The organism is Amycolatopsis vancoresmycina, from assembly GCF_000716785.1.
Classification (GTDB): domain Bacteria; phylum Actinomycetota; class Actinomycetes; order Mycobacteriales; family Pseudonocardiaceae; genus Amycolatopsis; species Amycolatopsis vancoresmycina.
This window is the reverse complement of sequence record NZ_JNYY01000014.1, coordinates 189,990-216,373: the sequence shown is the minus strand read 5'-3', so window position 1 is coordinate 216,373 and position 26,384 is coordinate 189,990. Positions and strand designations below refer to the sequence as shown.

Below are 26,384 nucleotides of genomic sequence, written 5' to 3'. Positions count from 1 at the left end.
ATCGCCGGATGCCTAATCTCGATTCCGTGAACCGTCGTGTTGGCGTGGTCCCTTTTGCCGGGTTGTGTGTGCTCGCCGGAATTCTGGTGGCCGGGACGGCGGCGCCCGTCGCCCTCGGCGCGGGCCTGCTGTCGAATCAGGTCAGCGATTCGGTGGACGCCATTTCCGCCCAGCTCGCCGCGGCCGACCCGCCGTTGGTCACGACGGTGACCGACCGCGACGGCACGCCGATCGCCACGCTCTACGCGCAGTACCGCCTCCCGGTCGCCGCGGCCGGGATCGCGACCACGGTGAAGGCGGCGATCGTCGCGGTCGAGGACCGCCGGTTCTACACCGAAGGCGGCGTCGACCTGCAGGGGATGCTGCGCGCGGCGGTGAACGACAGCACCGGCGGCGCCCTGCAGGGCGCGTCGACGATCACCCAGCAGGACGTCAAGAACTACCTGATCAACGTCGTCGACCGGAACGACCCCGCGGCCCAGCAGGCCGACCGCGAGGACTCGCTCGCCCGCAAGCTGCGGGAGGCGAAAATGGCCGTCCAGCTGAACGAAACGAAGAGCAAGGACGACATTCTCGCCGATTACCTCAACGTCGTGGAATTCAGCGGAACCGTGTACGGCGTCGGCGCCGCGGCAAAAGCGTATTTCGGGACGACAGCGGACAAACTGACCGTGCCGCAGGCGGCCCTGCTCGCCGGAATGGTGAACAACCCCAGCACCTACAACCCGTACGCGCACCCGGACAAGGCGCTGCAGCGCCGCAACCTCGTCATCGACGACATGGTCACCAACGGCTCCATCCCCGCCTCGTACGCGGCGACGGCGAAGGCCGCCCCGCTCGGGCTGCTGCCGAACGGCCCGGTCACGCCGTCCGGCACGTGCCTCGGCGCGGCGCCGGACGCGGGCTTCTTCTGCGCCTACGCGGAAAGCTACCTCGTGCACGCCGGGTTCACCGCCGACCAGCTGGCCACCGGCGGGTACACGATCAAGACCACGCTCGACCCGCGCGTCTCGCAGGTGGCCAAGGACGCCGTCGACGCGAACGTGCCGACCACGCAGGACGGCGTCGCCAACACCTTCGCCGTCGTCCAGCCGGGCCAGGACGGCCACCAGGTGCTGGCCATGGTCGCCAACCGCGACTACGGCACCGACCCGGCGCGGGGCCAGACGTCGACCGACATCGTCGCCGACGCGAGCAACGAGTTCGGCGCGGGCTCGTCGTTCAAGATCTTCACCTCGGCCGCGGCGCTCGTCACCGGCAAGGCGGGCCTGGACACGCCGCTGCCCAACCCGGACAGCCAGTGCTTCCCGGTGCCGGACGCGCACGCGTCCTGCTACACCGTCCACAACGACGGCCACTACGCGGACCCGATCAGCCTGGCCGACGGGCTGGCGACGTCGCCGAACGTGGCGTTCGTCGGGCTCGAAAGCCAGGTCGGGATGCCCGCCGTGCTGGACATGGCGTACAAGCTCGGCCTGCGCACCACCCTCGCGACGAACGACGCCGGTCACGCACCGGACCCGAAGTCGGGCAACCCGCAGTACCGCCTGCCGCAGTCGGAGTACTTCGAGAACCTGCTGTCGTTCACCCTCGGCAACAGCCCGGCGAGCCCCTTGGAGATGGCGAACGTCTCGGCGACGCTGATGAGCGGCGGGGTCTGGTGCCCGCCGAACCCGATCCTGTCGGTGACCGACCGGAACGGAACCACGGTGCCGGTCCCGCAGCAGGCGTGCGAGCGCGTGATCCCGGCAGGGGTGGCGGACACGCTGGAGGCGGGGCTGAGCAAGGACACCACGAGCGGCACGTCGGCCGAAGCGGCCCGCGCGGCGGGCTGGACCCGCCCCGACATCGGCAAGACGGGCACGACGCAGCAGAGCGAATCGGTCGCGTTCGTCGGCGGCGTCGACGGCTACGCGGTGTCCTCGATGGTCTTCGCCGACGGGCCGCACCCGCGCGAGATCTGCCCGGGCACCCCGGTGCACCTGGGCAACTGCGGCCACGGCGCGTTCGGCGGCACGGTCGCGGCACCGCCGTACTTCCACGCGATGAGCCAGTTGCTGGCCGGGGTCCCGGACCAGCCGATTCCCGCGGCGGACCCGGCGTACCTGCAGGCCCGGTCGTGACCTACCGCGGTTCGAGGAAGACGAGCGGGATCTCCCGCTCGGTCTTCGTCTGGTACTGCGCGTAGTTCTTGAAGTCGGCGGTGATCTTCGGCCACAGCTGCGCCCGCTCGCCCGCGTCGGCGACCCGGGCACGCATCGGCTGCTTCGGGCCGCCCTTGATCGAGACCTCGACGTCGGGGTTGTCCCGCAGGTTGAGGAACCACGCGGGGTGCACGTCGTCACCACCGCGCGAAGCCACGACGACGTAGGTGCCACCGTCCTGGTGCGGCGAGGTCAGCAGCACGGTCCGCGGCTGCCCGCTCTTCCGCCCGACGGTGGTGAGCTCGAGGACGGGCATGGCGACCTGCCACCCGACCCGGCCCCCGGTCAGCTTGATCAGGCCGCGGTGCACGGCATTCATCGTCTTGAGGGCGAGGTCGCTCGGCATGCGCCCAATCTAGCGCCGGGTTCGCCGAAACCGCCCCACCGGCCCCCGGCGATGTGCGAGGCTGCCGGGCGAACGAAGGACCGAAAGAGAGAAGACCGATGCTGATCTGGGGCTGGCGCACGCGGATCTACGTGCTGGCGATGACGACCTTCCTGTGCGGCCGCTGCGGCAACCCCGCCTCCCACGCGGTGCGCAAGGCGGTCACGAAGTTCACGCTGTTCTTCATCCCGCTGTTCCCGATCAGCGTCAAGTACACGGCGCAGTGCACGTTCTGCGGGATCGAAAACCGGATCCCCAAGGAGGACGCGGTCCGCCTGCAGGCGCAGGAGGAGCAGAACCAGGCCCAGCCGCAGGCCGCGCCGGGGTACCCGCAGCAGGGCCTTCCGCAGGGCCTCCCGCAGCAGGGCGTCCAGCACCCTTCGGGGTATCCGCAGCACCCCTCGCAGCCGCAGGGGTTCCCGCAACCGGGTCAGCAGGGCCAGTTCCCGCAGCAGGGTCAGTAGGTTTCCGGCGTCGGCTCGGCGGGTCACCCGCTGAGCCGCCTCAGCCGCCGTCCGGCCACCACACCCCCACCGGCGCATACCCCGGCGTCCGCCGGGCGATCACCACGGCTCCCTCGGCGAACCGCGAGTAAACCGCCCCGAGCAGCGCGAGATCGACCGCAACCCCGACCCCGCGCGGCCATTCCCGCCGGTCCGCCCACTCCCGCAGCTCCCGCTCGGCCGCCCCGGCGAGCACCACGGCGTCGTCGACCCCGGCACCGTCCCCACCGGCCAGCAACCCCGCCGAAGCACGGGCCGCCGCCACCGCCTGCGCACCCAGCCGGCCGAGGGCGGCCCGTGCGTCCGGCGGCACGCGCCCCGGCACCTCCGCGACTTCCCGCGCAAGACCACCCATCCGAGTGAGATCCGCGGCGGTGTGCACGGCGGCGACAACCGCCTTCACCTCCGCCTCCCGCGGCGCGTGCAGGGCCAGCAGCGCACACGCCTGGTCCTCGCACGCGGCCCCGAGCGCGGCCGCCGCGTCGACCTGCTCGTGCACGCGTCCGCCCAGCGTGCGGTCACTTTCCAGGACCGAGCGCGTGGCCTCTTCGAGCGCGCTCGCCACGAGTGCGCACAGGTCCGCCAGCCGGTGGGCGAGCGTCACCAGTTCCTTTTGAAACGCGGTCGGCATGGCGGCAGGAAACCAGCCCGGCCGGGTGTCGGCATCTCGTCCCCCGGCCCGGAATTGTCGGACCCCCGTGCTCTCCTCGACGGCAAGAGCGGTGCACCCCGCACCCGGAGCAGAAGGAGAGACCGATGGCAGGCGAAACGACGGTCACGGTGGTCGGCAACCTGACGAACGACCCCGAACTGCGGTTCACCCCGGCCGGCGCGGCGGTCGCGAACTTCACGGTCGCCAGCACCCCACGGCTGTACGACCGCGAATCCGGCACCTGGCGCGACGGCGACGCGATGTTCCTGCGCTGCAGCCTGTGGCGGCAGTACGCGGAGAACGTCGCGGAGTCGCTGGCGCGCGGAACCCGCGTCGTCGTCCACGGCCGGCTGAGACAGCGGTCGTACGACACGAAGGAGGGCGAGAAGCGCACGGTGACGGAGCTGGAGGTCGAGGAGATCGGGCCGGCCCTGCGCTACGCGACGGCGAAGGTGATCAAGGCCGCCCGGGCGACGGGCAGCGAAGGAAGCAGCGCGTGGACCCCGGAACCGGTGGCGGTGGGCGACCCGCCGTTCTGAGCCCATCCGTTCGCGGCCGTCCTCCGAACGCCCGTCGACGGGGTTTCGACCCACCCTGGACCGCCGGCGGTGACGATGAAGGAACGCTCCGGCCGGGCTCCACCCGATGTCGAAAACCCGTCTTCCGGTTCGACGCAAGGGCAGGACGAGGCCGAACCACGAGCGGGAGGGACCGAGATGAACGGGAACGAGAAGACCGGCTCACCGGCGGCGCACCCCGTGGTCAACCACCGGAAGCGGGCGATGCTGCGAGCGGTCGGCGCCGGCCGCGCCCTGGTGTCCTGCAGCAGCGAACCCGACCTGTTCATCGACGGCCTCTCCTGCGGCGACCAGTTCGCGGCCCACGAGCTGGCCCACCAGGGCCTGGTCCGCGCGGCCCGCCCGGGCCGCCCGGGCGAGCTGGTCCCGGCCGTCCTGACGGCGGCAGGCCAGGCGATCATCACGGCCGACGAACGCCCGGCCGCCTGACCCGGCAACGGGCCCGGTGTTTGACAACTCCACAAAGCAAAGGCGCCCACCCGGCCGGGCCCGCCCACCCCGGACAGCGCCCGGCCGCGCGCAGGACGATCACGGAGTGGCCCACCAGCAACCACACCGCCCGGCCCGCCCGGCCCGCCCAGCCCACCCGGCCAGCAGGACCACCACCGGGTGGCCGCCCGGCGGCCAGGCCCTCACCGGCCCCGCCCACCTCGGCAGCCCTTCCAGAACCGGCGAGAAGCCATCCCAACCCGGCGCTGCCCGAGCCGGGCACGGCGCACCACCCACCCCGGCCAAGCGCCTCGGCCCCGCTCGGCCACAGCATCCGCGCCACCAGCCGGCCACACCCCACCCGGCAGCCACGCCGCCGTGACCCCGCCCACCCACGCACCACCCGGATCGCGACTACCGTGGCGGACATGAGCAACACCGAGGCCGCCCCGGCCGAGCTGGCCTGTGGCGACCGGCCCGCGGCCGCCGACCCCGACCGCCCGGCCGTCGAGGTCCTCACCCCGCGCGAGGTCCCGCTGGGCGGCCCCCGCGCGATGCGCGTCCGCCGGACCCTCCCCCAGCGGTCGCGCTCCCTGATCGGCGCGTGGTGCTTCGCCGACCACTACGGCCCGGACGAGGTCACCGGGCCCGGCGCGATGGACGTCGCCCCGCACCCGCACACCGGCCTGCAGACGGTGAGCTGGCTGTTCGACGGCGAGATCGAGCACCGCGACAGCCTGGGCACGCACGCGCTGGTCCGGCCCGGCGAGCTGAACCTGATGACCGGCGGCCACGGCATCTGCCACTCGGAGGTCTCGACAGCGGCCACGAAGACCCTCCACGGCGTCCAGCTCTGGGTGGCCCTGCCCGAGCGCCACCGGCACACCGCACGGGCCTTCGACCACTACGTGCCGTCGGTGAACCGGATCGAGGGCGCGGAGATCCGGGTGTTCCTCGGCTCGCTGGCCGGGCGCACGTCCCCGATCCCGACGTTCACCCCGCTGCTGGGCGCCGAGGTCGTGCTGGGCCCGGACGCCCACATGTCCCTCGGCGTGGACCCCGGCTTCGAGCACGGCATCCTGGTGGACAGCGGCGACGTCGTCGTGGCCGGCACCCGTGTCCGCGCGGCGGAACTGGGGTACGTCGGCACCGGCGTGCGCTCCCTGACCCTGAGCAACCGCGGTACCGCCCCGGCCCGGTTCCTCATCCTGGGCGGCACTCCGTTCGCCGAAGAAATCCTGATGTGGTGGAACTTCGTCGGCCGCACCCACGAGGAGATCGCCGCGTTCCGCGAAGCGTGGCAGGCCGGTTCGGACCAGTTCGGCAGCGTCACGGGCTACCCGGGCGAACGCCTGCCCGCCCCGGCCCTGCCGGCGGTCCGCATCAAGCCCCGCCGCAACCCGGCCTCAGGCCAGGAATCCGCCCACGGCTGAGGCGAACGCGGGTGCGTCGTCCAGCCACGGGTAGTGCGCGGCCCCGGGCAGCACGACGACCCGGCCGTCCGGGAACAGCCCGGCGAGGCGGCCGGCGACCGCCGGGCTGGCGATCCAGTCCAGTTCACCGGCCACCACCAGCACGGAACGGTGACGGCACCGAGCGCGGCGCGGGTCGTCCCGGGCTCGAAAGCGCCCGCGGAGTTGTAGATCCGCGCGGCCGCGCCGTTGCGCTGGCCGCGTTCCCCGGCGTGGTGCCGCTGGGCCGCGGAGTCCCAGCGGCCGTAGTACAGCGGCGCGACGGCGGACCAGTCGGCGGCCGTCGCCGTCTTCGCGGCGATCGCCTCATAGGCGGTGGATGCGGCGGCGAACCAGGGTGCGCCGGCCCGGCGAGCCACGATCCGCCGTCGTTCGGCGGCGGGCAGCTCGAAGCCGACGGCCCGCGGGCTGGGCGCGATCAGCGCGAGCCGGCGCAGCCGCTCCGGGTACCGGGCCGCGTAGTGGAGGGCCAGGCTCGCGCCGGCCGAGTGCCCGAGCAGGTCGAACCGGTCGAGGCCGAGGTGCTTGCGCAGCGCCTCGACGTCCTCGACCTGGCGGTCGCACCGGTAGCTCGCCGGGTCGTGGGGCTCCTCGGAGTCGCCGGTGCCCCGCAGGTCCAGCACGGCGATGCGGCGCCGGTCGGTCACCTCGCCGAGGTCGCCGAGGTAGCGGCCGGCTCGCATCGGGCCGCCGGGCAGGCACACCACCGGCGGCGCGGCACCGGAGCCGTGCAGGTGGACGGCGAGCCCGGTGCCGTCCGGGGCGGGGAAGATCGGCACGCCCCGACCCTGGCAGCCCGCGGCCGGGGAAACAACCGGCGGGTCACCGATCCCGGGCGAGATAAGCGTCCAAGGTCGCCATCCGGTGGGCCCGGGCGAACTGTTCGACCTCCGCCGGATCGGCCCCGCCCTCGATCAGGGCGAGCAGTCGATCGTGTTCCCCGACCGACACCGGGGCGCGCCCCGGCACCGACGCGAACGTGCTGTCGCGGACCGCGGCCAGGCGGGTCCAGCAGCGCTGCACCAGGTCCACCAGGTTCGGGTTGGGGCAGGCGCTGAACAGCACCTCGTGGAACTCGGCGTTCAGCGCGGTGAACGCCAGCGGGTCGAACTCGGCGAGGCTGCGGCGCATCCGGTCGTTGAGCTCGCGGGCCCGGCCCAGTGCCTCGGCCGTGAGCAGCGGCGCGGCGAGGCCGGTGGCCGCGCCCTCGACGATGGCCACGGTCTGCATCGCGTGCTGGTAGGCCGTGGGGTCGATGGCCACGACCCGGGCACCGACGTTCCGCTCGAACTCGATCAGCTCCTCGGCCTCCAGCCGGCGCAGCGCCTCGCGGACCGGCACCGCGCTGACGTCGAGCTCGCGGCCGATCTGGTCGAGCACCAGCCGGTAGCCCGGGCCGTAGCGGCCGTCGAGGATCCTGGCTTTGATCGTCTCGTAGGCCAGCTGGGACTTCGTGACCGGTCTTCCCGACGACGCGCTGATCATGTAGGAAACCATATATGGTTCCGTCGACGGACGACGCTCAGGAGGCCGCGCCGATGCCGATCCCCCCGCCTGCCCCGACCGCGGCCGACCTGATCGTCGACGGGCTGCGGGCCCACGGCGTGGACACCGTCTTCGGCCTGCCGGGGGTCCAGACCTACGACCTGTTCGACAGTCTCGCCCGCACCGGCGGCGAGATCCGCGTGGTCGGCGGACGGCACGAACAGACCGTGGCCTACATGGCGTTCGGGTACGCCCAGGCGACCGGCCGCACCGGCGTTTACACCGTCGTGCCGGGTCCCGGCGTCCTCAACGCGTCGGCCGCGATGCTCTCGGCGCACGGGGCGAGCGCCCCGGTGCTGTGCCTGACGAGCGAGATCCCGCGCGCGTACCTCGGCCGCGGGCTCGGGCACCTGCACGAGATGCCGGACCAGCTGGCGACCCTGCGCACGATCACGAAGTGGTCGGCGCTGGTCGAGCACCCGGCGGAGGTCCCCGACGCCGTGGCGACGGCGTTCCGGGAGGCGGCAGGCGGGCGACCGCGGCCGGTGGCCCTGGCGGTGCCGTGGGACGTGCTGGGGCTGCGCGCGCCCGCCGAGGCGGCCGGCCCGCTGCCGCTGCCGCGCCCGGCCGTCGACCCGGTCGCCGTCGGGAAGGCCGCCGAGCTCCTGGCCGGCGCGAAGCACCCGATGATCATGGTGGGCGGCGGCGCCCGGCACGCCGCCGCCGAGGTCCGGGCGCTGGCCGAGCGGCTGCAGGCGCCGGTGGTGCCGTTCCGCGGCGGACGCGGCATCGTGGGCGACGACCACCCGCTCGGCTTCACCTGCGTGTCCGGCTTCGAGCGGTGGGCCGAGACCGACGTCGTGATCGGCATCGGGTCGCGGCTGGAACTGTCCTGGTTCCGCTGGCCGGACAAGCCCGCCGGCCAGAAGACGATCCTGCTCGACATCGACCCGCGGCAGGCGACGCGGCTCGAGGCGGACGTCGCGATCGTCGCCGACGCGGCCGACGCCACGGCCGCGCTGACCGCGGCCGCCGGTCCACAACGGACGGATCGGACGGCGGAGTTCACCGCGCTGAAGGCGGCGGTGGCGGAGCGGTTCGCCGACGTCGGGCCGGAACTGGACTACCTCCGCGCGATCCGGGACGTGCTGCCGCGCGACGGCTTCTTCGTCGAAGAGATCTGCCAGGTCGGCTTCGCTTCGTACTTCGGGTTCGAGGTGTACGCCCCGCGCACGTTCATCACCTGCGGGCACCAGGGCACGCTCGGCTTCGGCTACCCGACGGCGCTGGGCGTACAGGCGGCCTTCCCGGAACGTCCCGTGGTTTCGGTGGCCGGGGACGGCGGCTTCATGTTCGCCGCCCAGGAACTCGCCACCGCTGTCCAATATGGACTCAACGTGGTGGCGGTCGTGTTCGACAACGGGTCCTACGGGAACGTCCACCTCGACCAGGAGCGCCTCTTCGAGGGCCGCGCGCTGGGCGGGCGGCTGCGGAACCCGGATTTCGCCCGCCTCGCCGAGACGTTCGGCGCGCTCGGCCTGACCGCGCGCACCCCGGACGACCTGCGCGGCGCGCTGGAGAAGGCGTTCGCGGCGGGCCGGCCGTCGCTGGTGCACGTCCCGTGCGAGCTGGGGGCCGGCGCGTCGCCGTGGAAGTACCTGATGCCGAAGTCGGACCGCAGCCAGGAAACCGGTCCTGTCGCGAACCTGTGACACGCCGATGACGCCGGGAAGACATCCGCTGAGCACCTTGGCCGCATGCGAAGTCGATCTCTGCCGATCGGTACCCTGCTCGTCCTGGCCGCCTCGCTGGTTCTCGCCGCCCCGGCGCAGGCCATCCTCGGCGGTACCGAGTCGACCCGGGCCTACTCGTTCATGGGCTCGTTCCAGCCGTCCTTCCCGCGGCCGCCCCGCCCGGACGGGCACGGGTGCGGGGTGGAGGTCCTGGCGCCCCAGTGGGTGCTGACCGCCAGTCACTGCGCGGGCCGGAACCCGACCGGGGCCCGGGCCGGCATCCCGAAGGGCTGGCGGGTCCGGGTCGGTTCGCTCGACACGACGTCCGGCGGCGAGGTCGCCGAGGTCGACCACTACTACCGGCTCGCGACCAGCGCCGACGACGGCGGGTTCTGGGGCCGGGACCTCGCCGTGCTGCACCTGCGGACCCCGGTCCGGGCCCGGCCGGTGCCGATCGCGACGGCCACGCCGGCGGCAGGCACCCCGGTCCGCATCCTCGGCTGGGGCATGAGCTGCGCGGACAGCACGAACCCGGTCTGCTTCCCGACCCGGCTCCGCGAGGCCGACACCGTCGTGCAGCCGGTTTCGGTTTGCCCGGTGGCCGCTCCCGGAGAGCTCTGCGTCGGCAGCAGCGACGGCCGCGTCGCCGCGGGCAACATGGACTCCGGCGGTCCGGCGCTGGTCCGCGACGGCGACCGGTGGGCGCTGGCCGGGGTGGTCAGCGGTCCGGCCGGGGACCAGGCTCCGACGTTGTACACCGACGTCACCCGCCACGCGGACTGGATCCGCGGCATCGTCAGCGGTACTGCCGTGCCGCCCGACGACGTCATCCCGGACGTCGAGGGAGCGGTGGACCTGACCAGCTGCGTCGGCTCGGTGGTCAGCACGCCGGCGTCGAGGCCGCACGATCCGGCCCTGCTGCTGACGAACGGGCACTGCGTCCCGGGGCCACGGCCGGCACCGGGGACGGCCGTGGTAGATCGGCCCGCCGACTTCCCGGCACCGATCGCCGACCGGCAGGGCTACCCGCAGGTGACAGCCCGCGCGAACCGCCTGCTGTACGCCACCATGACCGGCACCGACATCGCGCTCTACCGCCTGGACAAGACGTACGCGCAACTGCGGACGGCGAAGGTCTTCCGGCTGACGTCCACCCCGGTCCACGCCGGGGACACGCTGACCCTCGCCTACCCGAGCACCCGGCTGAAGTGCACCGCCGAAGCTGTGGTCCCGCACCTGCGGGAAGGCGGGTACGAGCAGGACGCGTCGATCCGCTACGCGACCGGCCCGGACTGCACGCCGTGGCACGGCACGTCCGGCTCGGCCCTGCTGGCGCCCGACGGCACCACGGTGGCCGGGATCCACAACACCCACAACGACTCCGGCGAGCAGTGCACGGAGAACAACCCGTGCGAGGTCGACTCGGCCGGGGCCGTGACGTCGGTGCCCGGGCGTGGCTACGGCCAGCAGGTGGCGGGGATCACGGCGTGCTTGAAGGGGTCGGAGCTCGACCTCGCCCGGCCCGGCTGCACGCTCACGAAGGCGGTGTCCTGACGAGCCGTTCGAGCGCGGCGAAGATCCGGTCGACATCGGCGGCGGTCGTCCGCCAGTTGCTGAAGGCGGCGCGCAGCGCGGGCCGGCCGTCGTGGACGGTCGGCGTGAGGAACGTGGTCCCGTCTTCGGCGATGGCGCGGACGAGGGCGTCGATCCGCTCCTGGCCGGCGTCCCCGGCCGGGGCGAAGCAGACGACGTTGAGCCGCACCGGCGCGAGCAGCTGCCAGCTTGGCGAGCGGTCGATCCGCGCGCCCAGGTCCCGGGCCAGGGAGACACAGCGCTCGACGATCTCGCGGTGCCCGGCGCGGCCGTAGGCGACGAGCGAGAACCAGGCGGGCAGGGCCCGCAGCCGCCGGGAGTTCTCCGGCGTGAGATGCAGGAAGTCGGGGGTGTCGCCGATTTCGCCGAGGTAGGCGGCGTTGTTGCTGAAGACCCGCAGCTGCAGGTCGCGGCGGCGGGTGAACTGGACGGCCGAGTCGTAGGGCACGTTGAGCCACTTGTGCAGGTCCACGACCACCGAGTCGGCCTGGCCGAGGCCGGCGGTGAGCGCCGCGTGCTCCGGCGCGAGCGCGGCGAACCCGCCGAACGCGGCGTCGACGTGCAGCCAGAAGTCGTGCCGCTGCTTGAGCGCGGCGATCGCCCGCAGGTCGTCGAAATCGACCGTGTTGACGGTCCCCGCGTTGGCGACGACGATCGCCGGGCCGTCGAGCGTCTCGAGCACTTCGGCGAGTTTCGCGACATCGACGGCTTCGCGGCCCGGGAGCGTCGGCACCTGCCGCAGGGACGAACGCCCCATCCCGAGAAACGACAACGCTTTCAGGATGCTGGAGTGCGGCGAGCCGGAGAGCACGGTGACGGGCCCGAGCGCGGCGGCACCGTCGGCGGAGACCGTCACGCCGGCTCGTTCGCCGAGCCACTCGCGGGCGATGGCCAGGCCGGTCACGGTGGACATGGTGGCGCCGGTGACGAACGCACCGGAGAACTCCGGGCCCAGCCCGAAGAGTTCGGCCAGCCAGCCGACGGTCTCGCGTTCGAGGTCTTGGGCGGAGGAGTCCATCCCGCTGGCCGGGTTCTGGTCGTAGGCGGCGGTGAGCCAGTCACCGGCCAGCGACGCGGGCGTGGCCCCACCGGTCACGAACCCGAGGTACCGCGGCCCGGCACTGGCGGCGAACCCGGGCTCCCACCGCCGCGAGAACTCCTCGAGCGCACCCCGAGCTCCGACACCACCATCCGGAAGCGGCGCGGCAACCGCCGCCCCAGGCGGAACGGCCGCGGCCCGTTCACCCAGCCCGGCGAGCGCGGCACCGGCGAGTTTGCTTGCGGCATCAAGAAGATCGGGCAGGGAGTGCAGGTCATCGGCCAACCTCGGGTCCATCCACCGAACGCTAGGCGCCCCCGCAACCGCTGTCGCGGTCCAATCCCGCAAAACTGGCCCGCTCGCCCCGCCCGGCCCAACGTGATGCCCGCCCAATCACACGAGATGCCCCCGCAATCACGCATGTCGCCCCTCCAGACACGCGAGTCGCCCCGCCAAGCACACGAACCGACCCACCAGGCACCCCAACCGACCCACCAAGCACGCGAACCGACCGCCCGGATACGCGAACCGAACCTCCAGGCACGCGAACCGACCCTCCACGTACGCGAACCGGCGATCCACGTGCGCGGACCGCCGGTTCAGCAGCTCAGCGACTCGGCAGCTCAGCGACCGCCGTCCCGGCTCACCCGCCGCAACCGCCGCACGCGGCCCTCCGCCGGGTCGAACGTCACCCGCCTCAACGGGCCCGCCAGCAGTACCACCACCGCCTCCGCCGACAGCGCCGCCAGCAGCATCGCCGCCACGAACTGGGCTGCTCCCGATGTTGCCGTCGCCAGTACCGCAAAGCTCGCCAGTACCACCGCCAATGGGGCCAGCAGGCCCGTCAGCACCGGTACCCACGGCACGCGGTCACCGTCGGGGCGGCGGGCGGACACCACCGCCGCCCCGGCGCAGGTGACCGCCGCGACCAGCAAGCAGCCGCCGACGGTGTCGCTCAACCGGTGCCAGCCCAGTGCCACCGCGGCCGCCGCCACCCAGGCGACGCCGAATCCGCCCGCCACCAGCGTCGCCGACCGGAACCGGCGGGGCAGGACGATCGCGAGGGCCACCAGCACCGCCATCGCCGCGCTCACGTGCCCGCTCGGGAAGCTGTTGTGGCTCGCCACGCCCAGGCGGTCATCCGTGCTCGGGCGGTCCAGCACGTACAGCTTGAGCAGCTGCGCCACCACCAGGGGCGCCGCCAGCAGCAGGAGGGCCGTCACGCCGAGGGCGAACCGCCGCCGGGCCAGGGAAATCACCAGCAGCAGCACCGCCACCCCGCCGAGCACGACCACCAGGTCGGCTTCGCGCAGCGGGGCCGCCCAGCCCACCGCCGCCGTCGACTGGGCGCTGTGGACGACGCCGTTCTCGACGCCGCGGCCCGCCTGGGTGCGGACGAACAACAGGTAGGCCGCGACGAACGCCAGGGCGAACCCGGCCGCGGCCGCCGCCAGGACCGCCGTGCGGGACGCGGCCCGGGTCACGAGCGCGGGGCCGGCCGGACGGGTCGCGGAGGGTGCGTCGGTAAGGATCACTGCCATGTCCCCGAGTCTCCGTCGCGCATTTCGGGATCCCGTCAGTGCGATGTCATGGTTTTGCTACAAGATCCGCCCGGGTCGCCACGACGTGCGCTTTTCCGAATAATGGCGCCGTGGCCGAGGTACTGGTGGTAGAGGACGACGCGGCGGTGCGGGAGGGCCTGCAGCTGGCCCTGCGCCGGCAGGGACACGTGGTGCGCACCGCGGAATCCGGCGAGCTCGGCATCGAGGCGCTCGTGCAGCACCGGCCCGACCTCGTCGTGCTCGACCTGATGCTGCCCGGCATGGACGGCTTCGAGACGTGCCGCCGGATGCGGGCCTCGGGCCCGGTCCCGATCATCATGCTCACCGCGCGCAGTGACGACTTCGACATCGTCGCCGGGCTCGAAGCCGGCGCCGACGACTACGTCGCCAAGCCGGTCGAGCCGCGGGTGCTGGACGCGCGGATCCGGGCCGTCCTGCGCCGGGCGGTCGGCGAACGGCCCGGTGAGCCGGCGGGGGCCGAGGAACGGCACGGCGACCTCGTCATCGACCGGGCCGCGCTCGAGGTCACCAAGCGCGGCGCGCCGGTGTCGCTGACCCCGACCGAGCTGAAGCTGCTGCTGGAACTGTCGCGCACGCCCGGGCAGGTGTACAGCCGCCAGCAGATCCTCTCCGCCGTGTGGGACCACGACTACCTCGGGGACTCCCGGCTCGTCGACGCCTGCGTGCAGCGGCTGCGCGCGAAGATCGAGGACGTCCCCGCGAAGCCGGAGCACGTGCAGACGGTCCGGGGGTTCGGTTACCGGTTCGGCCGGTCGTGACGGCTCCGCCGATCCGGACGTGGCTCGCCGGGCTGCGGCCCCGGCTGGTCGCCGCCTTCGCCGTGATCATGATCCTCGGCGCCACCGCCGCCGCGGGCGCCAGCTACGTCTCCGCGCGCCGGGCGATCCTGGAGGGCATCCAGGACCAGACCATGCTGAAGCTGCGCGACCAGGTCACCGCGTACCTGCCGACCGTGTCGGTGCCGCCGTCCCTGGGCACGCTCGACGCCTTCGCGACGGCCCTCAAACCCACCAAGGCCCTCGTCGTCTACCACGACCTGCACTCGTCGGCGGGGCTCACGCTCGACGAGGTGCCTGCCGGGTTGCGCCACGCCGTGGCCGTCACCACGAACATCCAGTTCCAGCGCGTCGACGAGGGCGGCACCCCGGTGTTCTTCGTCGGCGTTCCGGTGCAGACCGCCAGTGGCCGTCCGAGCGGCCTGGAGGTCTACGCGCAGGTGATCCTGTCCGACCAGCAGGACGCCATCGGCGAGCTGGCCCGCAACGCCTGGCTGTACTCCGCGCTCGCGCTGCCGTTCGCGGTCGCGGTGGCGCTGCTGGCCGCGCGGCAGGTGCTGCGGCCGGTCCGCGCGCTGAACACCGCGGCGAGCCAGCTCGGTCGCGGGCGGCTGGACGTGCGGCTGCGGGCGAAGGGGTCCGACGAGCTCGCGCAGCTGGTCACCACGTTCAACCACACCGCCGCGGAGCTGGAGCGCACGGTCGGCACGCTGCGCGCCATGGAGGCCGACGCGCGGCGGTTCGTCGCGGACGTCTCGCACGAGCTGCGGACGCCGCTGGCGGCGATGAACGCGGTCACCGACGTCCTCGACGAGGACGCCGAGCAGCTGCCGCCGGACACCGCGGTCGCGGCGCGGCTGGTGTCGGCCGAGACGCGGCGGCTGACCCGGCTGGTGCAGGACCTGATCGAGATCTCCCGGTTCGACGCCGGGCGGGCGGAGCTGCGCCGGGAGGAGCTGGACGTCGCCGCGGCGGTCGCCGACAGCCTCGCCGCGCGCGGCTGGGAGGCCGGCGCCGACCTCGCCCTGGACCTGCCGCCGGGGATCACCGCGCGGCTCGACCGGCGGCGGCTCGACATCGTTGTGGCGAACCTGGTCGGCAACGCGCTGCGGCACGGCGCGCCGCCGGTCGAGGTGGTGCTGCGGGCGGAGTCCGGTGACGTCGTGCTGACCGTCACCGACCACGGGCCCGGGATCTCCGCCGACGTCCTGCCCCGGGTCTTCGACCGCTTCACCAAGGCCGACACCGCCCGCGCCCGGTCCGAAGGCAGCGGCCTCGGGCTGTCCATCGCGCGGGAGAACGCCCGGCTGCACGGCGGCGACATCGTCGCGGCCGACACCGGCGCCGGTGCCCGGTTCGAGCTGCGCCTGCCCCGGGAGGCGTGGTGAAGAAACTCCTGGTCCTGGCGGTGCTGCTGCTGGTGAGCGCGTGCGGGATCAAGCCGACGCCGGTGCTCGGCGCGGGGCCGGCGCCGACGCTGCGCAACCCGGTGGACGACGGGCCGGGCATGGACGTGACCCTCTACTTCGTCCGCGACGGCCGGGTGGCTCCGGTGACGCGGCCGGGCGGCTTCCCGGTGACCGTCCAGTCGACCTTGGCGATGCTGCTGGCCGGGCCGACCTCCCAGGAGGAGGCCGACGGGTACACGACCGCGCTCCCGCAGCGGCCCGGAGGGCTCACGGTGTCCGCCGGGCCACCGGCGACGATCGACGTCTCGTTCCCGCTGCGGCTGGTCACCGGCGCCGGCATCAACCAGCTGGTCTGCACCGCGTTCGCCGCCCTGGTGCTGCAGGGCGGGAACTCCGTCGACGGCACCATCGCCCTGGCCGGGCCGGACGTCCGGCTGCCCTACCAGACGTGCCAGGCGTGAGCGGCATGTCGACATGGCGTCAGGCGGGGTAGGGCCGCGCCGCCCGGGCTTCGGTCAGCGACCGGGCCCACCATTCGAGCTGGTCGAGCAGCGCCTTCGCCGCGACGCCCGCCGCGTCGTCGATCGGCACGCCGTCGTCGCCGAAACGCGCGTGGGCGCCGTGGAAGCTGACGGTCTCGCGGATGGTCACCGCGTGGAGCTCCGCGAAGACCGGGCGCAGGTGCTCGACGGCACGCAGGCCACCGGAAATCCCGCCGTAGGACACGAAAGCGACCGGTTTGGCCCGCCACTCCGGCCGGTGCCAGTCGATGGCGTTCTTCAAGGGCGCGGGATAGCTGTGGTTGTACTCCGGGGTGACGACGACGAACGCGTCGGCCGCTTCGAGTCGCGGGGCCACCTTCGCCACCTCGGCGGCGACCGCCGGGCTCGGCTGGGTGCCGAACGCGGGCATCACCAGCGGCAGGCCGGGCTCGGCGAGATCGACGACGTCGACCGCGAAACCGCCGTGGCGGTCCGCGACGGCGGCCAGCCAGCCCGCCACCACCGGGCCGAACCGTCCTTCCCGGACACTTCCCACGATCACCGCGACCCGCACCGGCGCTTCCGACACACTTCCTCCTCGGCACAGCGGAACATTGCCGCGTCCCAGGATGAAAGTTCAAGCTCCCTTGAAGTCAAGGCGGCGGCTGTGGTTGGCTTCCGGCCATGACGAACGTCGCGGCCCGGCCGCTGCCCGACCTGACGGTCGGCGAACTTTCCCGGCGCAGCGGGGTTCCCGCGTCGGCCCTGCGCTTCTACGAGGACGAAGGGCTGATCCACAGCCGCCGCACCGCGGGCAACCAGCGGCGCTACCGCCGCGACACGCTGCGGCGCGTGACGTTCATTCGGATGTCCCAGCGGGTCGGCATGCCGCTGTCGAAGATCCGGGAGGTGCTCGCCCTGCTGTCGGACGACCGGACGCCCACCCGTACCGACTGGGCGCGGATTTCCCGCTGCTGGCAGGAGGACCTGAACGCGCGGATCCGCCAGCTGGAGCAGCTGCGCGACCAGCTGGTCAACTGCATCGGCTGCGGCTGCATGTCCCTGGCCAGCTGCAAGCTCGCCAACCCGGACGACCAGCTCGGCGTCGCGGGGCCGGGTCCGCAGCGGCTGGCCGACCACCGCGGCGACGGTTACGAGGTCTGCTGAGCTACCGGCGCTCCAGCAGCCCGCGGACGTACATCGCCTGCCCGGCGTGCTGGATGTCGTCGTCGAGCACGCTGATCAGGCGCACGCCGAGCGACACCGGCGGGTCCCACGCCTCGTCGACGATCCGGTCGAGGTCGGCGTCGGCGAGGCCGGAGACGTACCGGACGGTCCGCTCGTGCACGGCGTCGTAGTAGCCGGTCAGCAGGTCCGGCTTGGCGACCCGGACCGCTTCGACGTCGGCCGGGCGGTGGCCGTAGCCGGTGTCGCCGGCCGGAAAGGGCAGGCCGAACCGCGAAAGCCAGTCCTCGCCGGTCCACGCCTGCTCGGTCCCGGCCACGTCGGCGACGTGGTCGTCCTGGACCCGGGTCAGGTGCCACACCAGCCAGGCGATCGAGTTGGCTTCGTCGTCCAGCCGGGCGCGGAGCTGCTCGGCGGTCAGCCCTTCGACCGCCGCGTGCACCGTCCCCTGGACCCGGTTGAAGCCGTCGACGAGCAGTTCGGCCACGTTCATCCAGCTGCCTCCCGTTGCTGACCGCGTTTCCCGGCGGGCTACCCGATCATGCCCGCCGGGAAACGGTGCCCGCTAGCGCGGCAGCAGCTGGTCGAAGAACGAGCGGTAGCGGCGCAGCGCGATCCGCAGCTCCTCGGTGGCCGGTTCGCCCTGCTGCCACTGGCCTTCCAGCTCGCTCTTGTGCTCGGCGAAGGTGGTGGCCAGTGCGCTGATCACGGCGGCGACGAGCTCGTCGGCCTGCTGGACGGCCTGCTTCGGGTCGTCGACGAAGCCGGTCTGGACGTGCTGCCAGCGGTCGCGGAACCCGGTGACCTTCTCCTCGTCGATCAGCGGCGGCGTCTCCACGTCCCCGCCGGACGCGGCGGGCGTCTCAACGTCCCCGCCCGAGCCGGCGGCCGCGGTGTCGGCGGTGTCGGTGGTGTCCTGCCGCCCGGCCGAAGCGGAGGCCAGGTCGGCGGTGCTCAGGTTCTGGTCGGCGTCGTGGCCGACCGTGCCCGGCTCGCGGAAGTCCGCCCGGTCCTGGCCGGGTACGTCCGTGGTGTCGTCCCGGAAGCCGTCGCTCTCGCGAACGTCCGCACGGCCGGTGAGGTCCTGGTCGTCCTCGGCGTCGTGGCGCGTCAGGTGCTCGGTCATGGTCAACGTCCTCCGTTCCACTCGGTCCGCGGGTTCGCGGACGCCTGGCGTTCGGTTTCGCGGTGGTCCGTTTCGTGGCGGTCCGCGTCTGCACGGTCGGTCTCGTGCCGGCCGGTTTCCTGCCGCTCGGCGTGGTCGTGGTCGTGCACGCCGTGGTCGTGGCCGTTGCGGCGCTCGTGGTGGTCGTGGTGGCGCTCGTCGTCGGCGCCGTCGGTCAGCAGGTCCTCGAAAACGGTGCGGTAGCGCACCATCGCGTCGCGCAGGTCCTCAGTGGACGCTCCGTCGCGCTTCTGCTGCGTGGTGTGCGCGGCCCGGTAGTGCTCCAGGGTTTTGGCGTGCCGCACGGAAAGGTCGGCCACCTGCTGCTCGTAGCCTTCCGTGGGGTACCCGCGTTCGGCCATCAGCGAGTTCAGGAGCTGCTCGGCTTCGGCGACCGCCGCGGACGGCTGGTCGACGAACTTTTCCTGCACCTGCGCCCATTCCCGGGCGTAGCGCTCGCGCGCCGACGCCGAAAGCGGGCGGATGTCGAGTTCCTTGTGCCGGCGCTCCCGCTCGGCGAGTTCGCGCTGCGCGGCCCGGGGGCTCTCCTTCTCCGCCACCGTGCGGTCGTACTCGGGACCGAACCGCTGCTGCAGCCGTTTTCGCTGCATTTCCTGCGTCACCAGCCAGATCACGGCGCCGAGCACCGCGAGGGCCACGACGACGATCAACACGATCAGCCATGTGGGCATCGCTCAAACTCCTTCAAGGATGTCAAGCCCCCGATGCGTCCGGTGTTCCCGGATCGCCCCGTCCGAAAACCGTCCATACGCCGCTGACCTCGCGATTCGGCCGACCGGCGGCGTGGATACGGCCGGATGCCACGCGGCGCCACGCGGTGTGACGACACCGACACGAGCATCCTTAACACTGCTATCAGCAGAGTGTTATCGTTGATAACAGAAGCGGCGGGCAGGGCGCCGCCCCGATCGAAAGAAGGAACCGATGAGCACCACCGACACCCGCGTCGCGATCGTCACCGGCGGCTCCCGCGGCATCGGCCGCCAGGTCGCCGAGCGCCTGGCCGCCGACGGCATGGCGGTCGTGGTCAACTACGCGGGCAACGAAAAGGAGGCCACGGCCACCGTCGACGCCATCACCGCGAACGGCGGGCGGGCGATCGCGGCCCGTGCCGACGTGGCCGACCCGGCCGCGGTCGCGGAGCTGTTCGACACCGCGGAGCGCACCTACGGCGGCGTGGACGTCGTCGCCCACCTGGCCGGCGTGCTGAACCCGCCGACGCCGATCGCCGACACCGACTTCGACGTCCTCGACCGGGTGCACCGCACCAACATCCGCGGCACGTTCGCGGTGGCCCAGCAGGCCGCGCGGCGGGTGCGCGACGGCGGCGCGGTGATCACCACCTCGACGTCGGTGCTCGGGCTGAACCTGCCCGGCTACGGCATCTACAACGCGACGAAGGGCGCGGTCGAGGCGATCACCATGATCCTGGCGCGCGAGCTGCGCGGCCGCGACATCACCGTGAACACCGTCGCGCCCGGCCCGACCGCGACCGCGCTGTTCCTCGACGGCAAGGACGAGGAGACGATCCAGCGGATGGCCAAGCAGCCGCCGCTGGAGCGGCTCGGCGAGCCGGAGGACATCGCCGAGGTCGTCGCGTTCCTCGCCGGCCCGGCGCGCTGGGTGAACGGCCAGGTGCTGCGCGCCAACGGCGGCATCGTCTAACGGGTGAACCGGCTGACGATCACGTGGTCCTTCGCCGGCCCGCGCACCGCCCACTCCTGCCGCCAGCGCCCGGCGCCGGTCACGCGGTACTCCCCGCGGTAGTGGTCGGCGCGGCAGGGGTGGTCCGCTATCCAATGGCCTTCGCGCAGGTCGAGGTCGTGGAAGAAGCCGCCGTGGTCGAAGTGCACGGCCGCACGGCCGGGGCCGGCCGGGCGGTAGTGCAGGGTCCGGGTGACCGGGCCGGTGTGGCCGCCGAGCCGCAGCTCGCCCTCCTCGTGGTAGACGAGCACACCCCCGGCTTCGGTGAAGGTGGCGGTCCCGGTGACCGACCCGGCCGGGTCGCCGTCCGCGGTGCGGATTTCCCGGTCCAGGTGCCATTCGCCGCCGAAATACGCGGCGAGGTCGGGCACGGGCAGGTACTCCACCCCTGCAGTCTGCCACCCCGCGGCGGGGCGGGCCGGAACTGTCGGACCCCCGCTCTATAGTCGGCCGGGTGGCAGAGACCGACCTCGCACCCGCGTCCGACGCGCTGGAGACCCTCCGGCGCGTGTTCGGCTACGACAGCTTCCGCGGCGACCAGGCGGCGATCGTCGAGCACGTGATCGCCGGCGGCGACGCGCTCGTGCTGATGCCCACCGGCGGCGGGAAGTCGTTGTGCTACCAGATTCCCGCGCTCGTGCGGCCCGGCGTCGGCGTGGTCGTCTCGCCGCTGATCGCGCTGATGCAGGACCAGGTGGACGCGCTGCGCAACGCCGGTGTCCGCGCCGGTTTCCTCAACTCCACCCAGGACTACGCGGCCCGGCAGGAGGTGGAGTCGGCGTTCCTGAACGGCGAGCTCGACCTGCTCTACCTGGCGCCGGAACGGCTTTCGGTCGAATCCACCGTGCGGCTGCTCGACCGCGGCAAGATCTCGCTGTTCGCGATCGACGAGGCGCACTGCGTCGCCCAGTGGGGCCACGACTTCCGGCCCGACTACCTCCAGCTCTCCGCGCTGCACGAGCGGTGGCCGGACGTGCCGCGGATCGCGCTGACGGCGACCGCGACCGAAGCGACGCACAAGGAGATCGCGGCGCGGCTGAACCTGGACGAGGCCCGCCACTTCGTCGCGAGCTTCGACCGGCCGAACATCCAGTACCGGATCGTCGGCAAGAACTCGCCGCAACGGCAGCTGCTCGAACTGCTGCAGACCGAACACAAGGGTGACGCGGGAATCGTCTACTGCCTGTCCCGGAACTCGGTGGAGAAGACCGCGGAGTTCCTGGTGCAGAACGGGATCCCGGCGGTGCCGTACCACGCGGGGCTCGACGCGCGCACCCGCGCGAAGCACCAGTCGCGGTTCCTGCGGGAAGACGGGCTGATCGTGGTCGCGACGATCGCGTTCGGGATGGGCATCGACAAACCGGACGTCCGGTTCGTCGCGCACCTCGACCTGCCGAAGTCGGTCGAGGGCTACTACCAGGAGACCGGCCGGGCGGGCCGCGACGGGCTGCCGTCCACCGCCTGGCTCGCGTACGGGCTGCAGGACGTGGTGCAGCAGCGCAAGATGATCGACACGTCCGAGGGCGACGAGGCGCACCGCCGCCGGCTGGGCGCGCACCTGAACGCGATGCTCGCGCTGTGCGAGACGGTCGAGTGCCGCCGGGTGCAGATCCTCAACTACTTCGGGCAGCAGGCCGGCCCCTGCGGCAACTGCGACACGTGCCTGAACCCGCCGGAGAAGTGGGACGGCACGATCCCGGCGCAGAAGCTGCTGTCGACCGTCGTGCGGCTGCGCAACGAACGGCGGCAGAAGTTCGGCGCCGGCCAGGTCGTCGACATCCTGCTCGGCAAAGCCACGCCCAAGGTCACCCAGTTCCAGCACGACACGCTCAAGACGTTCGGCATCGGCACCGAGCTGCGCGAACCCGAGTGGCGCGCGGTGGTGCGGCAGCTGCTCGCCCAGGGCCTGCTCGCCGTCGAAGGCGACTACGGCTCGCTCGTGCTCACCGAAAGCAGCGCGGAGGTGCTCGGCGGCGACCGTCAGGTGCTGCTGCGCCGCGAGCCCGAGCGGGCCGCCGCCGCGAAGGTCCGCAGCACGCGGAAGGCCGCCGCCTCCGCGGAGATGCCCGCGGAGGCGGCACCGCTGTTCGAACGCCTGCGTGCGTGGCGGGCCGCCGTCGCGAAGGAGCAGGGCGTGCCCGCGTACGTGGTGTTCCACGACGCGACCCTGCGCCAGATCGCCACGCAGCGGCCGTCGTCGCTGGCGGAGCTGGGCACGGTCAGCGGGGTTGGCGAGAACAAGCTCGCCAAGTACGGCGAAGGCGTCCTCGAGGCGCTGACGGCCGGGTGACCTAGCGGGCGGCCGGTCCGGCGGGTCCCGCCGGGCCCGGCTGCCCGGTCACCGAGTTCACCTTGCGGACCGCGCCGGCGATCTGCTGGTGGTACTTGCCCTTGGTCTTGTCGTCGACGAACTTCGCGGCCTTGCCGACGGCCTGGTTCACCTTCTCGGGGTTCTTCTTGGCGTACGCACGAGCCGCGCCGGCCGCGCCGGCCAGCATGGTCAGCCTCTTCAGCAGGGCCACGGTGGTCCTCCCTCATCGGTTCCGGTCATCCTGACAACGCGGACGAACCACCCGGAGGTTCCCCGTGTGACGAGACCCAAACCCCGGCCGGCCCGGGAAATTGCCGCGCGCAGCGTCGTCCGGCGGCTCTAGGCTCGCGATCATGCGCGACCTGGCCGCCCTGCCGAAGGCCCACCTGCACGTCCACCTGGAGAGCACGATCCGCCCGGCCACGCTCCGTGAGCTCGGCGAAGCGAACGGGGTCGACGTCCCGGGCGAGCCTCCGGTGTTCGACGGCTTCCGCGCCTTCGCCGACTACAACGCCCTCGTCCGTTCGTGTCTGCAACAGCCGGAGGACTTCGAGCGCATCGCCCGCGAGTACGTCGAGGACGAAACCGCCCAGGGCACGCGCTACGCCGAGATCACGTTCACCGCCGCGTCGCACGGGGAACGCCTCGGCGACCTGGAAATGCCGCTGGTGTCCGTCCTCAACGGACTGTCGCAGGGCCGCGGGCTCGACTGGCGGCTGGTGCTCGACCACTCCCGGCGTCGTTCGGTCGAACGCGCCGAGCGCACCCTCGACCTCGCCCTCGAGTACGACGAGGTCTTCGCGATCGGCATGGCGGGCGAGGAAAACCACTCGCTCCGGCCCTTCGCAACGCTCTTCGAGAAGGCCCGCGCGGCCGGGATCCACCTGCTGCACCACATGGGCGAAGACGCCGGGCCCGACAGCATCCGAGAAGCCCTCGAAGTGGGCCGCACCGAACGGCTCGGCCACGGCATCCGCGTCCTCGACGACCCGTCGCTGGTCGCCGAAGTCCGCGACCGGGGCCTCGCCCTGGAGGTGTGCCCGTCGTCGAACGTGACGCTGGGGCTGGTCCCGTCCCTGCCCGAGCACCCGCTCCCCCGCCTGCTCGGCGCGGGCCTGACCGTCACGCTCAACACCGACGTCCCGTCGGTCACCGGCGCGAACCTGGCCGGGGAGTACGCCCGCGTGCAACAGGCTTTCGGCTACGACGACGCCACGATGGCGGACTTCGCTCGCGCGAGCGTCACCGCGTCCTTCGCGCCCGAAGCGACCAAGGCGGCCATGCTGAGGGGCATCGACGCGTGGCTCACACCGGCAGCAGCCGGGTGACCAGCGTGCCGAGCTGGTGCACGGTGCGGCACTCGTGCATCGCCACGACGCCGGCGTACTCCAGCGCGGCCGAGTCCCCCGTGGACCACAGCGACCGGCGCTCCGGGTTGAGCCAGTGGACGTGCCGGGCGCGGGCCTTGATCTCGCGCACGGCGTCGAGGTTGGGGTCGCCGCCGTTCGTGCGGGCATCGCCGAGGATCAGCACCGAGGTGCGCGGGCCGACCGCGTCGAGCCAGTTCGCCGTGAACTGGCGCAGGGAGCCGCCGTAGTCGCTGTGGCCGTCCCAGCGCACCAGGGCGGCTTCGGCCAGCATGCGCGCGCCGAGGTGCTCGGGGTCGGCCGCACCGGCGGTGACCAGGTGGGTGACCTCGTCGGTGCTGTCGACGAAGGCGAACACCCGGATCTTGCTGAACTGGTCGCGCAGCGCCTGCACCAGCAGCATGGTGAAGTTCGCGAACCCGGCGACCGAGCCGGAAAGGTCGCACAGCAGCACGATCTCGGGCCGGCCCGGCCGGCGGTGGCGGTAGGCGGGCCGCAGCGGCACCCCGCCGGTCGACAGCGATCGCCGCAGCGTGCGGCGCAGGTCGATCTGCCCGCGGGTGGTGCGCTTGCGGCGGGCGGCCAGGCGCGTGGCCAGCTTGCGGGACAGCGGCTGGATCGTCCGGCGCAGCTCGGCGAGCTGGGTGCGGCTCGCGATGAGGAAGTCGACCCGGTCCGGCGCGGGCGCGATGGCGTGCTTGGCGACGCGCTCGCGGCCGCGGGCCTCGGCCGCGCGGCGGCGCGCCTCCGCGCGGACCTGCCCGCGGAAGCCCTCGACGCGGCGGCGGATCTCGTCGCGGTCGAGCCGGTCGGTGAACTCGCCGCGCGCACCGCCGCCGCGGACCGCGGCCAGCACGCGCGCGATCAGCGTCTGCGGCTGGAGCCGCTCCAGGGTCTGGTGGGCGGAGAAGCCACCGCCGGGCCCGGACGCCGAGCCGTACTGCCCCAGCATTTCGACGGCGAGCCCGGCCAGCTGCCCGAGTGCCTGCTGGTCGCCCTCGGCGAGCGCGGCCGCCAGCTCCTCCCGCAGCTCTTCCAGCGTCAGCGGCCGGTCTTCGCGGGCACGCTCGGGCGCGCCGATCCCGGCCGGGAAGTACAGGTCGAACGCGGCGTCGAAAACCGCACGCTGCCCGCCGCGGCGGACCAGGGCCGCGGCCAGGCCCTCGCGGACGAGCGCGCGGTCGTCGAGGCCGAGGACTTCCAGCGCGGCCGCGGCGTCGACGGTCTCGCTCGGGCCCGCCGGGATGCCCTGATCCCGCAGCGCCTTGACGAACCCCGCGAGCCGCTCCGGCACGCCGCCGGTCACGACGCGTCCAGGACCTGTTCGAGCTTCAAGCCGGCGCCCGCCTTCGCGATGTCGTCCTGGTGCTTGAGCACCACACCGAGGCTCTCCCGCACGACCTGCTCGTCCAGCGTCGACGCGCCGAGCGCGAGCAGGGTGCGCGCCCAGTCGACGGTCTCCGCGACCGACGGCAGTTTGCGCAGGTCCATCGCCCGCAGCGCGGCGATCACCCGGACGACGGAATCGGCGAGCGCGGCGTCGATGCCCGGGACCTTGAGCCGGACGATGTCGCGTTCGAGGTCCTCGTCCGGGAAGCCGATGTGCAGGAACAGGCACCGGCGGCGCAGCGCCTCGGACAGCTCGCGCGTCGCGTTGGAGGTCAGCACGGCGAACGGCGCGCGCGTGGCGGTGATCGTGCCGAGCTCGGGCACGGTCACCTGGAAGTCGCCGAGCACCTCCAGCAGCAGGCCCTCGACCTCCATGTCGGCCTTGTCGGTCTCGTCGATCAGCAGCACGGTCGGCTCGTCGGAGGAGATCGCGGTGAGCAGCGGGCGGCGCAGCAGGAACTCCTCGCCGAAGATGTCGGTGCGGGCCTGTTCCCAGGTCTCGTCGCGGCCGGCGGTGATCCGCAGCAGCTGCTTGGCGTGGTTCCACTCGTACAGCGCGCGGGCCTCGTCGATGCCCTCGTAGCACTGCAGGCGCACCAGCCGCGACCCGCTGACCTGGGCGACGGCCTTGGCGAGCTCGGTCTTCCCGACCCCGGCCGGCCCTTCGACCAGCAACGGCTTGCCGAGCCGGTCGGCGAGGAACACCGTGGTCGCGACCGCCGTCGAGGCCAGGTAGCCCGCCCCGGCCAGCTTCGCCGACACGTCGTCGACGGAGGTGAAGAATCCGGTGCCCACCACGTGCCTCCTAAGCGGTCGCTCACCAGGAGCGTACCCGACGAGCCCGCTCGGCAATCCGGCCGAAGCAGGCCGCCCCCTTCGAGCGGCACGTACCCGTCCCTACGGGCTGGCCGGCCGCGTC

28 protein-coding genes are annotated in these 26,384 nt (G+C 72.9%); 14 read left to right on the top strand and 14 right to left on the bottom strand.

The genetic code is table 11. The annotated features are described in order from the left end of the window. Positions 1 to 8 precede the first annotated feature (8 nt). Positions 9 to 2,123 (top strand): transglycosylase domain-containing protein, encoded by a 2,115-nt coding sequence (locus OO60_RS30200; protein WP_051767808.1) that lies wholly within the window; start codon positions 9 to 11, stop codon positions 2,121 to 2,123. A 1-nt stretch (position 2,124) separates the two neighbouring features. Here OO60_RS30200 and OO60_RS30195 read toward each other — a convergent pair whose 3' ends face one another. Next, entirely contained in the window at positions 2,125 to 2,550 is a 426-nt protein-coding gene (locus OO60_RS30195; protein ID WP_003101946.1) for a nitroreductase/quinone reductase family protein, read from the bottom strand. 98 nt (positions 2,551 to 2,648) lie between these two features. On the opposite strand from OO60_RS30195, the gene OO60_RS30190 reads away from it, so the two are divergent. Then, positions 2,649 to 3,053 carry a zinc ribbon domain-containing protein gene (locus OO60_RS30190; protein WP_003101944.1) on the top strand — a complete coding sequence of 135 codons (405 nt, stop codon included), beginning with the start codon at positions 2,649 to 2,651 and terminating at the stop codon, positions 3,051 to 3,053. Positions 3,054 to 3,093: 40 nt separating this feature from the next. On the opposite strand, the gene OO60_RS45985 is transcribed toward OO60_RS30190, so the two are convergent. Continuing rightward, a complete protein-coding gene (locus OO60_RS45985) occupies positions 3,094 to 3,723 on the bottom strand; it encodes a PhoU domain-containing protein (RefSeq protein WP_033262585.1) in 630 nt (209 codons plus the stop codon). 125 nt (positions 3,724 to 3,848) lie between these two features. Between OO60_RS45985 and OO60_RS30180 the strand changes: the two genes are divergently transcribed. The 3 genes from OO60_RS30180 (at position 3,849) to OO60_RS30170 (ending at position 6,184) form a co-directional block, all read left to right on the top strand. Beyond that, positions 3,849 to 4,283 (top strand): single-stranded DNA-binding protein, encoded by a 435-nt coding sequence (locus tag OO60_RS30180; RefSeq protein ID WP_003101938.1) that lies wholly within the window; start codon positions 3,849 to 3,851, stop codon positions 4,281 to 4,283. 177 nt (positions 4,284 to 4,460) lie between these two features. Beyond that, entirely contained in the window at positions 4,461 to 4,751 is a 291-nt protein-coding gene (locus OO60_RS30175) for a hypothetical protein (protein WP_003101936.1), read from the top strand. Between the two features lie 428 nt (positions 4,752 to 5,179). Further along, positions 5,180 to 6,184: a pirin family protein gene (locus OO60_RS30170; RefSeq protein ID WP_003101932.1), complete on the top strand. Its 1,005-nt coding sequence runs from the start codon at positions 5,180 to 5,182 to the stop codon at positions 6,182 to 6,184. Here the strand turns inward: OO60_RS30170 and OO60_RS44695 are convergent. Next, a complete protein-coding gene (locus OO60_RS44695; RefSeq protein ID WP_003101928.1) occupies positions 6,088 to 7,002 on the bottom strand; it encodes an alpha/beta fold hydrolase in 915 nt (304 codons plus the stop codon). The genes OO60_RS30170 and OO60_RS44695 overlap by 97 nt on opposite strands. Positions 7,003 to 7,045: 43 nt before the next feature. Beyond that, complete coding sequence (locus OO60_RS30160; RefSeq protein ID WP_003101924.1) at positions 7,046 to 7,720, bottom strand: GntR family transcriptional regulator; 675 nt, start codon at positions 7,718 to 7,720, stop codon at positions 7,046 to 7,048. 41 nt (positions 7,721 to 7,761) lie between these two features. Between OO60_RS30160 and OO60_RS30155 the strand changes: the two genes are divergently transcribed. Both OO60_RS30155 and OO60_RS45980 read left to right on the top strand, forming a co-directional pair. Then, positions 7,762 to 9,420, top strand: a complete 1,659-nt coding sequence (locus tag OO60_RS30155) for a thiamine pyrophosphate-dependent enzyme (RefSeq protein WP_033262671.1) — start codon at positions 7,762 to 7,764, stop codon at positions 9,418 to 9,420. Between the two features lie 45 nt (positions 9,421 to 9,465). Then, positions 9,466 to 10,995, top strand: coding sequence for a S1 family serine peptidase (locus OO60_RS45980; RefSeq protein ID WP_003101921.1), 1,530 nt, complete (start codon positions 9,466 to 9,468; stop codon positions 10,993 to 10,995). Here the strand turns inward: OO60_RS45980 and OO60_RS30145 are convergent. Then, the gene (locus tag OO60_RS30145) at positions 10,976 to 12,370 is read right to left on the bottom strand and encodes a pyridoxal phosphate-dependent decarboxylase family protein (RefSeq protein ID WP_033262584.1); all 1,395 of its coding nucleotides are present in this window, start codon (positions 12,368 to 12,370) and stop codon (positions 10,976 to 10,978) included. The two genes, OO60_RS45980 and OO60_RS30145, sit on opposite strands and share 20 nt — an antisense overlap. A gap of 326 nt (positions 12,371 to 12,696) precedes the next feature. Beyond that, positions 12,697 to 13,608 (bottom strand): phosphatase PAP2 family protein, encoded by a 912-nt coding sequence (locus OO60_RS30140; protein WP_003101916.1) that lies wholly within the window; start codon positions 13,606 to 13,608, stop codon positions 12,697 to 12,699. A gap of 116 nt (positions 13,609 to 13,724) precedes the next feature. Here OO60_RS30140 and OO60_RS30135 point away from each other — a divergent pair, with 116 nt between their 5' ends. Genes OO60_RS30135 through OO60_RS30125 form a run of 3 tightly spaced genes read left to right on the top strand, consistent with a single transcriptional unit; the run spans position 13,725 to position 16,302 of the window. After that, positions 13,725 to 14,414, top strand: coding sequence for a response regulator transcription factor (locus tag OO60_RS30135; RefSeq protein ID WP_003101913.1), 690 nt, complete (start codon positions 13,725 to 13,727; stop codon positions 14,412 to 14,414). Next, positions 14,411 to 15,820, top strand: coding sequence for a sensor histidine kinase (locus OO60_RS30130; RefSeq protein ID WP_003101909.1), 1,410 nt, complete (start codon positions 14,411 to 14,413; stop codon positions 15,818 to 15,820). The genes OO60_RS30135 and OO60_RS30130 overlap by 4 nt, the downstream gene beginning before the upstream one ends. Continuing rightward, positions 15,817 to 16,302, top strand: a complete 486-nt coding sequence (locus OO60_RS30125) for a hypothetical protein (RefSeq protein ID WP_003101906.1) — start codon at positions 15,817 to 15,819, stop codon at positions 16,300 to 16,302. The genes OO60_RS30130 and OO60_RS30125 overlap by 4 nt, the downstream gene beginning before the upstream one ends. A 19-nt stretch (positions 16,303 to 16,321) precedes the next feature. Here the strand turns inward: OO60_RS30125 and OO60_RS30120 are convergent, their stop codons facing one another. After that, a complete protein-coding gene (locus OO60_RS30120; RefSeq protein WP_003101903.1) occupies positions 16,322 to 16,912 on the bottom strand; it encodes an NADPH-dependent FMN reductase in 591 nt (196 codons plus the stop codon). 95 nt (positions 16,913 to 17,007) lie between these two features. On the opposite strand from OO60_RS30120, the gene soxR reads away from it, so the two are divergent. Beyond that, on the top strand, positions 17,008 to 17,490 hold the full coding sequence (gene soxR / locus OO60_RS30115) for a redox-sensitive transcriptional activator SoxR (protein WP_003101900.1): 483 nt from the start codon (positions 17,008 to 17,010) through the stop codon (positions 17,488 to 17,490). A gap of 1 nt (position 17,491) precedes the next feature. On the opposite strand, the gene OO60_RS30110 is transcribed toward soxR, so the two are convergent. The 3 genes from OO60_RS30110 to OO60_RS30100 all read right to left on the bottom strand — a co-directional run bounded on the left by OO60_RS30110 (position 17,492) and on the right by OO60_RS30100 (position 19,365). Continuing rightward, positions 17,492 to 18,001: a mycothiol transferase gene (locus OO60_RS30110; protein WP_003101897.1), complete on the bottom strand. Its 510-nt coding sequence runs from the start codon at positions 17,999 to 18,001 to the stop codon at positions 17,492 to 17,494. Between the two features lie 72 nt (positions 18,002 to 18,073). Next, the gene (locus OO60_RS30105; protein ID WP_003101892.1) at positions 18,074 to 18,634 is read right to left on the bottom strand and encodes a hypothetical protein; all 561 of its coding nucleotides are present in this window, start codon (positions 18,632 to 18,634) and stop codon (positions 18,074 to 18,076) included. A 2-nt stretch (positions 18,635 to 18,636) separates the two neighbouring features. Next, complete coding sequence (locus OO60_RS30100; RefSeq protein WP_003101883.1) at positions 18,637 to 19,365, bottom strand: hypothetical protein; 729 nt, start codon at positions 19,363 to 19,365, stop codon at positions 18,637 to 18,639. A gap of 253 nt (positions 19,366 to 19,618) precedes the next feature. On the opposite strand from OO60_RS30100, the gene OO60_RS30095 reads away from it, so the two are divergent. Continuing rightward, the gene (locus tag OO60_RS30095) at positions 19,619 to 20,359 is read left to right on the top strand and encodes an SDR family oxidoreductase (protein WP_003101882.1); all 741 of its coding nucleotides are present in this window, start codon (positions 19,619 to 19,621) and stop codon (positions 20,357 to 20,359) included. Here the strand turns inward: OO60_RS30095 and OO60_RS30090 are convergent. After that, positions 20,356 to 20,784, bottom strand: a complete 429-nt coding sequence (locus tag OO60_RS30090; protein WP_003101880.1) for a DUF6314 family protein — start codon at positions 20,782 to 20,784, stop codon at positions 20,356 to 20,358. The genes OO60_RS30095 and OO60_RS30090 overlap by 4 nt on opposite strands. Positions 20,785 to 20,852: 68 nt before the next feature. Between OO60_RS30090 and recQ the strand changes: the two genes are divergently transcribed. Continuing rightward, on the top strand, positions 20,853 to 22,688 hold the full coding sequence (recQ, locus tag OO60_RS30085) for a DNA helicase RecQ (protein ID WP_003101878.1): 1,836 nt from the start codon (positions 20,853 to 20,855) through the stop codon (positions 22,686 to 22,688). A gap of 1 nt (position 22,689) precedes the next feature. Here the strand turns inward: recQ and OO60_RS30080 are convergent, their stop codons facing one another. Then, positions 22,690 to 22,920: an antitoxin gene (locus tag OO60_RS30080; RefSeq protein ID WP_003101877.1), complete on the bottom strand. Its 231-nt coding sequence runs from the start codon at positions 22,918 to 22,920 to the stop codon at positions 22,690 to 22,692. Between the two features lie 142 nt (positions 22,921 to 23,062). Here OO60_RS30080 and add point away from each other — a divergent pair, with 142 nt between their 5' ends. Further along, positions 23,063 to 24,037: an adenosine deaminase gene (gene add / locus OO60_RS30075; RefSeq protein WP_003101872.1), complete on the top strand. Its 975-nt coding sequence runs from the start codon at positions 23,063 to 23,065 to the stop codon at positions 24,035 to 24,037. Here add and OO60_RS30070 read toward each other — a convergent pair. Further along, a complete protein-coding gene (locus OO60_RS30070) occupies positions 24,015 to 25,382 on the bottom strand; it encodes a vWA domain-containing protein (RefSeq protein WP_033262581.1) in 1,368 nt (455 codons plus the stop codon). The two genes, add and OO60_RS30070, sit on opposite strands and share 23 nt — an antisense overlap. Further along, complete coding sequence (locus tag OO60_RS30065; protein ID WP_003056024.1) at positions 25,379 to 26,260, bottom strand: AAA family ATPase; 882 nt, start codon at positions 26,258 to 26,260, stop codon at positions 25,379 to 25,381. The genes OO60_RS30070 and OO60_RS30065 overlap by 4 nt, the downstream gene beginning before the upstream one ends. Between the last annotated feature and the right edge of the window lie 124 nt (positions 26,261 to 26,384).